This is a genomic window from Acinetobacter sp. YH16052 (assembly GCF_013417155.1).
Lineage (GTDB): Bacteria > Pseudomonadota > Gammaproteobacteria > Pseudomonadales > Moraxellaceae > Acinetobacter.
Genome location: NZ_VPEO01000013.1, coordinates 46,769 through 58,380 on the forward strand (window position 1 = coordinate 46,769; position 11,612 = coordinate 58,380).

Genomic DNA, 11,612 nt, shown 5'->3' on the forward strand with positions numbered 1-11,612 from the left:
AGCTGTTTCGAATTTACCTTGACTTTAATTCAAATATTTTTACTTATTATTTTGGTATAAACTTAGATCAAATCATTGTTTGTAATTATATTTATTAATCTATTTATAATAAATAAGCCTCTTTAAAAGAGGCTTATTCTATTCAGTTTTTATTAGATATTGACTACTTTGACGATAATCGTTTGAGTATCTTCCTGCTCTTCGGCCAGATGCAAACGTTTAAGCTCTTTGCTTTTTACTTTGAACTGCAAATTCTGATAAGAAATCGTGCTTGGTATCTGATCAAAATATTGACCATCAGCGTCAATTTCTTCCTGAAATAATGGTGTACCCAATTGATAGTCAAGACTTTTTAAGACTACATATTTTACTGTGGTTTTCATTCCAACACCCTACTTTCACTAAGCACTTTATTTTTATTTTTACCACTGTTCCGCCTGAGAAGAAACCTCTATTTTTGAAAATAGCCCAAGCTTTAACCACTCAGATTTTGCGATCAGATCAACATGAAATTACACTGATCTATGAAAAAAATTTTAACTTTCATAAAAATATAAATATACTTGGAGTTGATCGACAGAAAAAAATCTGTCTAGATTGATCTAAAATCACTCCCACAAAGAAAATATAGAGACTATGATAAAAACCTGTTGCGGCTTACTCGAAGAGAAAAACATAAAAATTGCCTTTATCGAAAGCGCAAGTTCTGGATATCTCAGTAGCCAGTTCTCCATTTGTAAAGGAGAAGGTGCCGAAATTCTGATTGGTGGTTTGATCTGCTACGATGTAAGTGTCAAGACTTCAGTATTGGGCATTTCCAAGAATCTGATCAATAGTCATACTGCGGAATCTATGCCGGTAACGGTTGCTCTGGCGGAAGCAGGTAAAAAAATGTTCCGTGATGCTGACTGGATTATTGCCTGTACAGGATTGCTTAAACCAGGTGGTAGCGCGACACTAGAGAAACCGGAAGGGACTTTTTTTGTGGCCATTAATGATGGCACGCAAATCCATCAGTTCCAGTATTATCTCAAAGGCTCGCCACTTGAACGCCTTAATAAACTGTCAGCTGTGGTTGCACATGACATGATCAATCTATTGAATAACAGCTAAGCTTTCAAAGTTACTATGTAGCCTGAATAAGCTTCATTATTTCTACCGTATTTTAAGATAGATTGGCATGATCAAATGCCAATCTATTTTTTTGAGGGTGGAATGACCATGAATATTAAAACCGCACTGCTTCTGCTCCCTCTGAGCTTGCCCAGTCTGGCTTTCGCTACTGTAGGCGGCCCACAAAATATTGAAGTTCTAGGCTATGAAGTCAAAGAACAGAAGCTTTATATCATGCGTCATTATCTTGATGGTCGTGGACGCTTGCCTCAACTGTATTATTATAATTTTAAATCCCAAAAACCAAATCAACTGGTTCAGGTCAATTCCTTATATATCAATCCTAAAACCAAGCGCATCGATTATGATCAAGACAGTCGCAAGTTTGATCAGGACATTGCCAAAATCAAAAAACGTTTAGTTCCATTAAATCCAATTCAAAAATCAAAGCCACAGCTTAAGGTGTTAAAGACAACGAAAGGTAGCGCGCCTGCCTGGCATGATCCTCAGGAAAAAGTGCCAAAATGGACCTATCAATATCAAGTAAAATCCAGCTTACAAAAAAGTCCGGTTCAGCAAGCAGTCAGTTATCAGCAAGGCTTGAAAATTAGCCAGGCCTATAAAGTTCCGAAACAGAATAAAACCCTGGTAATAGTAAAGTATCTGGGTATTCCTTTTGAAACAGGTTATAGCATTGAAGATCCGGCACTGTTAAGTCGATAACAGAATTCACTAAAAAAAATAAGGTCTCAATTGAGACCTTATTTTTATTCTAGGACATTTACGGATCAAGCCGCTGTAGAACGCTCAGCGATTGGCACTACTTTACGTAGTTCTGGACCGGTATAGTCCGCGCTTGGACGGATAATACGGTTATCTGCACGCTGTTCCATCACATGCGCTGCCCAACCTGTCACACGTGACATAACAAAGATCGGGGTAAACAACTTGGTTGGAATGCCCATGAAATGATAAGCCGAAGCATGGAAGAAATCGGCATTACAGAATAATTTCTTCTCACGCCACATGACTTCTTCGCAGCGCACTGACACTGGATAAAGTACGGTATCACCGACATCTTTGGCCAAACGCTCAGACCAGACTTTAATAATGCCATTACGCGGATCATTGTCCTTATAGATCGCATGACCGAAGCCCATGATTTTTTCTTTACGTTCCAGCATGCCCAGCATTTCACGCTCAGCTTCCTCAGGCGACTTCCAGTTTTCGATCATGTCCATCGCAGCTTCGTTGGCACCGCCGTGTAGAGGGCCACGCAAGGAACCGATTGCACCGGTAATACAGGAATGCATATCGGACAGCGTTGATGCACACACACGAGCGGTAAAAGTCGAAGCATTGAATTCATGCTCTGCATACAGAATCAAGGAAACATTCATTACCTGTTCATGTAGCTCATTTGGTTTTTCACCATGCAGAAGATGCAGGAACTGTGCACCAATCGAATCATCTTCAGTATTTTCTTCAATACGTACGCCGTCATGACTATAACGATACCAGTAACAAATGATTGCCGGCAAAGTTGCCAAAATACGGTCTGCGATATCCTGTTGCTGCTCAAAAGACTGCTCAGTTTCAAGATTGCCCAGCATGGAAACGCCAGTACGCATCACATCCATTGGATGCGAGTCGGCAGGAATACGCTCAAGGACTTCTTTTAATGCCTGAGGTAAAGTGCGCAAGGATTTCAGTTTGGCTTTGTAGGCAGCCAATTGCTCTGCCATCGGCAATTCTCCGAAGAAAATCAGATAAGCGACTTCTTCAAACTGGCAATGTTCAGCCAGATCCTGCACGTCATAACCGCGATAGGTCAGACCTGCGCCACTTTTGCCTACTGTTGAAAGTGAGGTTTTACCCGCCACTTGTCCGCGCAATCCTGCGCCAGTGAGTACTTTTCCTTCAGCCATTTTTTTAATTCTCCTGTTTAAACAGTTTATCTAATGTGTCTTCAAAGCTGTGATAATCTAAAAATTCGTAGAGTTCTTTTCGTTGTTGCATGATATCCAGCACATTTACCTGAGTACCATGTTCGCGCACCGAACGCATCACTTCAAGTGCAGCTTTTTGCATTGCACGTGTCGCTGACAATGGATACAGCACCATGCCAATGCCCTGCTCAGCCAGTTCACCTACCGTATAATACGGTGTATCACCAAATTCGGTAATATTCGCCAAGACTGGCACACCGACCGCATCGCATACTGTACGATACATGGTGATATCAGTCATCGCCTCAGCAAAGATCGCGTCTGCGCCCGCTTCAACACAGGCAGAAGCACGATCAATCACGGCTTGCAGGCCTTCTTTTTGCAGCGCATCGGTACGCGCCATCACCACAAAGTTTGAATCTGTTTTCGCATCTACAGCCGCTTTGATACGATCGACCATTTCCTGTTGCGATACGATTTCTTTATTTGGACGATGACCACAACGCTTCTGTGCCACCTGATCTTCAATATGAACCGCAGCGGCTCCTGCTGCAATCATCTGCTTGATCGTGCGGGCAATATTTAATGCACCGCCCCAACCGGTATCAATATCAACCAGTAAAGGTGTATCCACACGCTCAGTGATCCGGCGTACATCTTCAAGAACATTATCCAGGCTGGTCATGCCCAGATCAGGCAAACCATAAGAATAATTCGCGACACCCGCACCTGATAAATAAATAGCTTTATAACCGACCTGTTTGGCCATCATGGCAGCATAGGCATTTACCGTGCCCATAATTTGCAATGGTTTCTCGACTTCAAGCGCTTGTCTAAATCTTAAACCTGCAGACATTTGTTCTGTCATCTTCCTTTTCCACAGTCTTGGCTATAATTATTGAAATTCGAGTATACTCATTTGGCTTGCTCATTCCATAACCCGATAGAACAAATACTCTAAAACTTTAGTCAAATTTTTAAGTTTTGCTTTACCTAATTAGCAAATAGCGCACTTATCTGGCGCAATTATGAAATATGTGCATATATTTGCTATGATGGCGTTTCAATCTTTATTGTCATGTTGATGTACGATCTCCTATGCAAGACCTTGCCCTAGAACCGCTCGCCAAAGATCTGCCACAGACCAAACGTGGTCATGAGCGTTGTATTGCGCTGCTGATCAGTGCAACCGAGCTATTTCTGGAACGGGGTTATGACGCTGTCTCTCTGGATGATATCGTCCAGCATGCCGGAGGCTCCAAAGCTTCGATCTATAAATACTTTGGCAATAAAGAAGGCTTGTTTAAAGCTATCTGCGATTATCGTCGTATCAAGTTTTTTGAAGATATCAGTATTCCGATCGAATTGATGGCACTGGATTTTCGTAGTTATTTAGTACACACGCTACTCAATTTTTATCACCAGATCATGCAACCTGAAAACTCGGCCTTTATGCGTCTGGTGCTGGAACAAAGCCAGCGTAATCCTGAACTTGCTCAGCATATTCATGAGCGAGGCCCGGTGCATGTGCAAAGTGCCATTGCCACGGCTTTAGAACAGGCAGATGCGCAAGGTTTATTGCATTGCGAAAATCCACAATATTCGGCGCAGCTGTATTTTGGTATTTTGCGCAATCTGGAATGGCGTATTCTGATGGGAATTCCGGTACAGGAAGATGATCAGGAAATCGACAAATACATCAGTTATTGTGTGGATCGCTTTTTAGACGGTCATCAAAAAGTCTAGTTTTTTTGCATTTTTCATTGCTTATAGTATATTAGCCGATTCCGTATTTTTTCTTAAACTAACCAACAACTGATTGTTGATCGAGTTTTTCGGCAATTATTGTGGAGTAACGAATGGCTCTCCGTCACTTTCTCACCTTACGCGATTTATCAACTTTAGAACTTAACCAGATTTTGCAACGCGCAATTGAGCTTAAGCGCAAACAGCATAACAATGAAGTGTTCCAACCATTTGTTGGTAAAGTGATAGGCATGATTTTTGAAAAATCCAGTACCCGTACGCGTGTTTCGTTTGAAGCTGGCATGAGCCAATTTGGTGGTAGCGCGATTTTCCTGTCTTCACGCGATACCCAGTTAGGTCGTGGTGAACCGATTGAAGATTCTGCACGTGTGATTTCAAGCATGCTGGATATTGTGATGATCCGTACTTTCGGCCATGATATCGTGGAGCGTTTTGCATCTTATTCAAAAGTTCCAGTGATTAATGCGTTGACTGATGACCACCACCCTTGCCAGTTACTTGCTGACATGCAGACCTATGTAGAGCAACGTGGCTCAATCGAAGGTAAAACTGTTGCCTGGATTGGTGATGGCAACAATATGTGTAACTCTTATATTGAAGCTGCACATATGTGGGGCTTTAATCTGAAAATTGCAGCGCCAAAAGGCTATGAGCCACAAGAAAAATTCCTGTCTGAATTTGCCCATTGTGTGGAACTGGTTCCTTCTGCTGAAGATGCAGCGGTGAATGCTGACCTGATCGTGACTGATGTTTGGGCAAGCATGGGTCAGGAAGAAGAGCAGAAGATCCGTGAAAAAGCCTTTGCAGATTATCAGGTGAATGAACGCCTGATGGATCTTGCACATCCGGATTGCTTGTTTATGCACTGCTTGCCTGCGCATCGTGGCGAAGAGATTTCAGAAAATCTGCTTGACCATAAAAATGCTGTAGTTTGGGATGAAGCAGAAAATCGTTTGCACGCGCAAAAAGCCTTGGTTGAATTCCTGATTAATGAAAATCTGAAAAAAGACTAATTTTTTAAGATGAATCTTCACAAATTAAGCACCAATCTCTGGTGCTTTTTTTGTCTCAGCTCTTATAATCGTTGTTGAAATGGAATAAAAAGTGATTTTATACAATGCAAAAAAAATATTGGATTTTGGCACTCTTGGCAGGTTTTAGCAGTGCTGTCTTACCGGTGCATGCTTCTGAATTTGACCAATATCTTCAAGAAAAAAATATTATTGACAGCAAATTTAAAATTCAGAAAAAAGCTGAACTGAATGAATTACTCGCAGTGCTCAGTGCAGAGGATTCCAGAACTTTACCGTTGCAGATTGATCAAAATACGATTATTGAACAATTGCAGTTAAGTGCCAACAAAACCACACTGAAAGGCATGATCATCACGCCCGATTTTAGCCAGTTTGAAAAAGACCTAGGGCGCAAAGAAGTGATGAAAGTCATTCGCAACAATCTGCTGAATAATTGTGAAATTTTCTTTGAGCATCGTTATCAGATTGCGAACCCTTACAAGGTTGAACTCAGCCTGAACTCGCAGACACAAACCTATAAAACTGATATTTCCCAAAAAGATTGCAAATTAAAATAATCTAAACCCATAAGACATTTATTTCAATTCAGGATTCTTGAATCCTGAAAACAAAAGGTAGCTATGGCTACCTTTTTTTGATGAACTTTTTTATCAAGGTGTACCTCAATTAACGTATCAAGCCTTGTGGTTGCAAAATAATAACCAGTGCACCCAGTATTACCACCATACCACCAAGCAGATCCCAACGTGACAGTGTGACTTGATCAACGAAGCGCAACCACATTAGCGCTGAAAAAATATAGATACCGCCATAAGCGGCATAGATCCGTCCTGAAGCAGCTGGATGCAAGGTTAACAGCCAGACAAAAGCCGCCAAAGCCAGAGCTGTCGGAATCCACAACCAATGGCTTTTTCCCTGATTTAAAATTAGATAAGGAAAATAACAGCCTAAAATTTCCATCAGTGCTGTGACCAAAAACAGGAAAAATGTCGTGAACAGCTTGGTAACTTGAATATCCATAATTTATCTTTTAAATGATATAAATTTGATAATTTAAAATATGAGTGCATGAAAAAACCCGTGCAAGCACGGGTTTGATCCTTCTTTTTAATTAGGCTGGTTCAGCAGTTTGATCTTCAAAAACCTCAAGTTTTAAGCCAACCGCTTTACCATTTTCTTTTTTCACCGATACTGCAACATTGCCGCCATTTTCAGCCAGTTCACCAAACAGGATCATCTCAGCCAGCGGTTTTTTCAGGTGTTCCTGAATCAGACGTTGCATTGGACGTGCGCCCATTAAACGGTCATAGCCATGTTCTGACATCCATTCACGTGCACTCTGATCCACTTCCAGCATGACTTTTTTGTCATCCAGTTGTGCTTGAAGTTCAGTCAGGAATTTATCCACGACATTTTCAATAATGCTGCTTGGCAATGCCTTGAACTGAATCACGCCGTCGAGACGGTTACGGAATTCCGGCGAGAAGGCTTTCTTCATCGCTTCCTGATTATCGTTACTATTGTCCTGTTCCATAAAACCAATGCTGACACGTGAAATACTTTCAGCACCAATATTGGTGGTGAGTACCAAGACCACGTTACGGAAATCAGATTTACGCCCGTTATTATCAGTCAATGAACCATGATCCATAATCTGCAATAAGAGGTTAAACACATCTGGATGCGCTTTTTCGATCTCGTCTAGCAATAGCACACAATGCGGATTTTTGTGAATCGCATCGGTGAGCAAGCCACCCTGATCAAAACCGACATAGCCCGGAGGTGCACCGATCAAACGTGACACTGCATGACGTTCCATGTATTCCGACATATCAAAACGAACCAGTTCCACACCCATCTGTTTCGCGAGCTGCTTGGTCACTTCGGTTTTACCAACACCTGTAGGACCCGCAAAGACAAAACTACCTACAGGCTTATCTGGAGACTTCAAACCGGCACGTGACAGTTTAATTGCAGAAGCCAAGGCCTCAATCGCTTCATCCTGACCAAAGACCACACGTTTTAAATCACGCTCAAGATTTTCCAGCACACTCTTGTCATCTTTAGAGACAGTTTTCGGAGGAATACGCGCAATTTTAGAAACGATGTCTTCAATATTTTCCACAGTAATCAAACTGTCGTCTTGCTCCGCTTTTAAACGGCGCTGAGCACCGGCTTCATCAATGACATCAATCGCCTTATCTGGCAAGAAACGGTCGTTGATAAATTTCGCAGAAAGTTCTACCGCAGACACCAAGGCTTGATCGTCATATTCCACATGATGGAAATCTTCAAACTTCGATTTCAGACCACGTAGAATATCAATGGTTTCTGAAATAGAGGGTTCATTCACATCAATTTTCTGGAAACGACGCGATAAAGCATGATCTTTCTCAAAGACCTGACGGTATTCCTGGAATGTGGTTGACCCGATGCAGCGTAAAGAACCATTTGCCAGCGCCGGTTTGATCAGATTCGATGCATCCATGGTACTGCCCATACTCGAGCCTGCACCAATAATCATGTGAATTTCATCAATAAACAGCACTGCTTCAGGTTTCTTTTTCAACGCATTTAAAAGCTGTTTCAAGCGTTTTTCAAAGTCGCCACGGTATTTGGTTCCTGCCACCAAAGCACCAATGTCCAGACTGAAAATTTCAGCATTTTTCAGTGGTTTTGGCGCTTTACCATTAACGATCAGCCAAGCCAGTCCTTCAGCAATCGAGGTTTTACCAACACCTGGATCACCGACAAGGAGTGGGTTATTTTTACGACGGCGACAGAGAATTTGCGCGGCACGCTCGATTTCTTTTTCACGACCAATCAGTGGATCGGTCTTACCTTTTTGTGCTTCAACATTCAGGTTAGTGGTATAAAGTTCAAGTGGACCTGAACTTGCTGAAGATGCTGATTCGCCATCTAGGTCTTCGATTTCTTCTTCAGACTGTACATCTTCTTTACGGGTACCATGAGACAGGTACTGAGTCAGGGTCAGACGGTTAATTTGATGACGTTTCAGCAGATAGACTGCAAATGAGTCACGCTCAGAATACATGGCAACCAGAATATCAGCACCTTCTACAGTACGATCGCCGCCGCTTGACTGCACGTGAAAAATCGCGCGTTGCAAGATCCGGTCGAAGCTTTCTGTCGGGTGTGGTGCCTGATCACTATTTTCACCAAGTTTAGGGGTATGTTGTTCTACGTACTCTTCTAATTCCTTACGCAACACGATGATGTCCGCACCACATGCTTTGAGAGCATTAACGGCTGAATCATTGTCGAGCAAGGCTAACAATAAATGTTCTACGGTCAGGAACTCATGTCTCTTTTGACGAGCCATGCTGACAGCCAAACGTAGTGATACTTCTAATTGACGACTGAGCATGTAACCCCCTTAATCTTTAGGCTCTATTTGGCAAAGTAACGGATGACCTTGTGATCGAGCATAATTATTGACTTGGTTCGCTTTGGTCTCCGCAATGTCTCGAGGATAAACCCCAGCTACACCCTTTCCTTCATAATGTACAGTTAGCATTACTTGTGTAGCTTGGTCAAGATTCATTGCAAAGTATTGTTGTAAAATTTCAATTACAAACTCCATCGGCGTATAGTCGTCATTTAATAAAACAACGGCATACAACGGTGGACGTTTCAGTTCTGGCGGTGCGGTCTGTACAGCTAAGTCAGAATCACCGTCTTCAGAGGGTTCATTTGCTAAACGTGGGCTGATATGCCAATCAACGATTCCAGACTCATTAAAAGAATTTTTAATATCACTTAAACACATTTGACGTTTATTGCTTGGCATAAGATTTATATTTCACACTTAATTTGCATTTGCTTCGGTTTTCGGAATTTCTGACAAGGTAGCAGACTGATTTTCTACTGCTTTGCCCTGTTCCCAACTAAAACGACGAATTACAGGTTTGGCACCAGTAAGACGCACTTCAATAAATTCTGGCTTAAAGCCTTTCGGCATGGTCCAGCGGCCAGTGAGTCGCTCATAATTTTCAAAATTAAAGTTTTTATCTTCCAGTGGCACCACCAGAATTTCCGCACCTTTAATCAGGCGCAATTCCACACTACCTGAGGCACGGCTTTTGCCTGGACTGACCTGAACCAGATCAATCTGGTATTCAAAGGCATTTTCGGGTAATGGTTTAATCGACAGGTTTTGAACCGCCAATGCCAGACCACCACGCTGACGCAAGATCTCGCGATAAATGGTTCCCACACTTTCGGCCTGCACCTGTTCATCACGTGCCTTGGTCATGGCCAGATACAGATCATTGGCATTGCTAACCGCCAGATCACGCTCCTGAACCGCAGTATTCAGTGTCTTGTTCAGTGTTTCCAGACTGGCTTTCTGAGTCTGTACCACATCCACCAGTTGCTCTGCATCTGCATCATAACCCGCCGCAGTCAAACCCTGACGATGTCCTACGGTATATCCGAGTACGCCACTGCTTAAGATCAATACAGCCGCACCAATGGCTAAGGGCGTATTGCCTTTCATGAATGGTTTCTTAGTACCGGGTTCCTGAGGAAGCGTCGTATTTGACTCGTTATTCGGCATTTTGATCTCTTGTTTGCTTTAATCAAGACACACATTTAAATGCAAATCTAAATGTGTGTGAAGTTCTAATACGTTTTTTATGGTAATAAACCAATATTATTTAAGCCAGCATCTTCAGCAAAACCAAACATCAGGTTCATGTTTTGCACAGCCTGACCTGCTGCGCCTTTTACCAGATTGTCTTGTACAACCAGGATCACCAGTTTCGTTGGCTGTGGCTTATACAAGGCAATACGCAACTGATTCGCTCCACGCACTGAACGGGTTTCGGGTGAACTGCCTGCCGGCATAACATCCACAAATGCTTCATTTGCATAGAACTGCTCATATAGCGCTTGTAAATCTGCTGCTTGGCCTGCTTCAGTTAAATCGATATAGATGGTCGACAACATACCACGAATCATCGGCACCAAATGCGGTACAAATAAAATATGATCAAACACATTTTTTTGACCTGAAATTTTTTCCAGTGCTTCGACAATTTCAGGGTGATGACGATGACCCGCTACACCATAGGCCTTAAAATTATCGGAATTTTCAGAATAAATCATGCCCAGACTGGCTTTACGACCTGCACCTGATACACCAGATTTGGCATCGATAATAATGCTTTCAGGTTTCACCAATGCTTCAGCCGCTTTTAAGACTGGCGCCAGACCCAACTGAACTGTGGTTGGATAACACCCCGGATTTCCGATGACATTGGCTTTCTTAATCTCTTCACGATTCAGCTCAGATAAACCGTAAATAGAATCTTTTAACAGTTCTGGACATGCATGTTGCATGCCATACCATTTTTCAAACTGTGCAAGATCTTGTAAACGGAAATCGGCAGCTAGGTCGATCACTTTGGTATTTGCAGCGACCAGCTCTTCGGCATGTTTCATTGCGACACCATGCGGCGTTGCAAAGAACACCACATCGCATGATTTTAATAAACCCAGACTCAAATCAGAAAATTTAAGATTGGTATGCCCGCGCAAGCTTGGGAACATGTCATCTACACGACGACCTGCTTCAGTACGTGATGTCAGTGCTGTTACATTTACATCTGGATGTCGTAGCAAAAGACGCAAAAGTTCAACGCCTGTATAACCCGTACCACCCACAATACCCACTGAAATCACGATGATTACCTCAAATAAATGTTTCCTTTATAAGGCCTAGTAT

The 11,612-nt window shown here is 42.4% G+C and carries 13 protein-coding genes; 5 read left to right on the forward strand and 8 right to left on the reverse strand.

Annotation, left to right across the window (positions count from 1 at the left end; all coding sequences use genetic code 11):
• Positions 1-152: 152 nt before the first annotated feature.
• Complete coding sequence (locus tag FTV42_RS10295; protein ID WP_004280185.1) at positions 153-383, reverse strand: hypothetical protein; 231 nt, start codon at positions 381-383, stop codon at positions 153-155.
• 253 nt (positions 384-636) lie between these two features.
• Between FTV42_RS10295 and FTV42_RS10300 the strand changes: the two genes are divergently transcribed.
• On the forward strand, positions 637-1,113 hold the full coding sequence (locus FTV42_RS10300) for a CinA family protein (RefSeq protein WP_180038690.1): 477 nt from the start codon (positions 637-639) through the stop codon (positions 1,111-1,113).
• A gap of 102 nt (positions 1,114-1,215) precedes the next feature.
• On the forward strand, positions 1,216-1,836 hold the full coding sequence (locus FTV42_RS10305) for a hypothetical protein (RefSeq protein ID WP_005100825.1): 621 nt from the start codon (positions 1,216-1,218) through the stop codon (positions 1,834-1,836).
• A gap of 65 nt (positions 1,837-1,901) precedes the next feature.
• Here the strand turns inward: FTV42_RS10305 and prpC are convergent, their stop codons facing one another.
• Positions 1,902-3,041 carry a 2-methylcitrate synthase gene (gene prpC / locus FTV42_RS10310; RefSeq protein WP_180038691.1) on the reverse strand — a complete coding sequence of 380 codons (1,140 nt, stop codon included), beginning with the start codon at positions 3,039-3,041 and terminating at the stop codon, positions 1,902-1,904.
• 4 nt (positions 3,042-3,045) lie between these two features.
• Complete coding sequence (gene prpB / locus FTV42_RS10315) at positions 3,046-3,930, reverse strand: methylisocitrate lyase (protein WP_180038692.1); 885 nt, start codon at positions 3,928-3,930, stop codon at positions 3,046-3,048.
• A gap of 230 nt (positions 3,931-4,160) precedes the next feature.
• On the opposite strand from prpB, the gene FTV42_RS10320 reads away from it, so the two are divergent.
• The 3 genes from FTV42_RS10320 to FTV42_RS10330 all read left to right on the forward strand — a co-directional run bounded on the left by FTV42_RS10320 (position 4,161) and on the right by FTV42_RS10330 (position 6,420).
• Entirely contained in the window at positions 4,161-4,808 is a 648-nt protein-coding gene (locus FTV42_RS10320; RefSeq protein WP_004646788.1) for a TetR/AcrR family transcriptional regulator, read from the forward strand.
• 113 nt (positions 4,809-4,921) lie between these two features.
• Positions 4,922-5,842, forward strand: coding sequence for an ornithine carbamoyltransferase (gene argF, locus FTV42_RS10325; RefSeq protein WP_180038693.1), 921 nt, complete (start codon positions 4,922-4,924; stop codon positions 5,840-5,842).
• 104 nt (positions 5,843-5,946) lie between these two features.
• The gene (locus tag FTV42_RS10330; RefSeq protein WP_004280177.1) at positions 5,947-6,420 is read left to right on the forward strand and encodes a hypothetical protein; all 474 of its coding nucleotides are present in this window, start codon (positions 5,947-5,949) and stop codon (positions 6,418-6,420) included.
• Between the two features lie 109 nt (positions 6,421-6,529).
• On the opposite strand, the gene FTV42_RS10335 is transcribed toward FTV42_RS10330, so the two are convergent.
• The 5 genes from FTV42_RS10335 to argC form a co-directional block, all read right to left on the reverse strand.
• Positions 6,530-6,883 (reverse strand): YnfA family protein, encoded by a 354-nt coding sequence (locus tag FTV42_RS10335; RefSeq protein WP_180038694.1) that lies wholly within the window; start codon positions 6,881-6,883, stop codon positions 6,530-6,532.
• A gap of 91 nt (positions 6,884-6,974) precedes the next feature.
• Positions 6,975-9,251 carry an ATP-dependent Clp protease ATP-binding subunit ClpA gene (clpA, locus tag FTV42_RS10340; RefSeq protein WP_180038695.1) on the reverse strand — a complete coding sequence of 759 codons (2,277 nt, stop codon included), beginning with the start codon at positions 9,249-9,251 and terminating at the stop codon, positions 6,975-6,977.
• A 9-nt stretch (positions 9,252-9,260) separates the two neighbouring features.
• The gene (gene clpS, locus FTV42_RS10345; protein WP_004279780.1) at positions 9,261-9,674 is read right to left on the reverse strand and encodes an ATP-dependent Clp protease adapter ClpS; all 414 of its coding nucleotides are present in this window, start codon (positions 9,672-9,674) and stop codon (positions 9,261-9,263) included.
• 18 nt (positions 9,675-9,692) lie between these two features.
• A complete protein-coding gene (locus FTV42_RS10350; RefSeq protein WP_180038696.1) occupies positions 9,693-10,442 on the reverse strand; it encodes a DUF6776 family protein in 750 nt (249 codons plus the stop codon).
• A gap of 77 nt (positions 10,443-10,519) precedes the next feature.
• Positions 10,520-11,575: an N-acetyl-gamma-glutamyl-phosphate reductase gene (gene argC, locus FTV42_RS10355; RefSeq protein ID WP_180038723.1), complete on the reverse strand. Its 1,056-nt coding sequence runs from the start codon at positions 11,573-11,575 to the stop codon at positions 10,520-10,522.
• Positions 11,576-11,612: the final 37 nt, after the last annotated feature.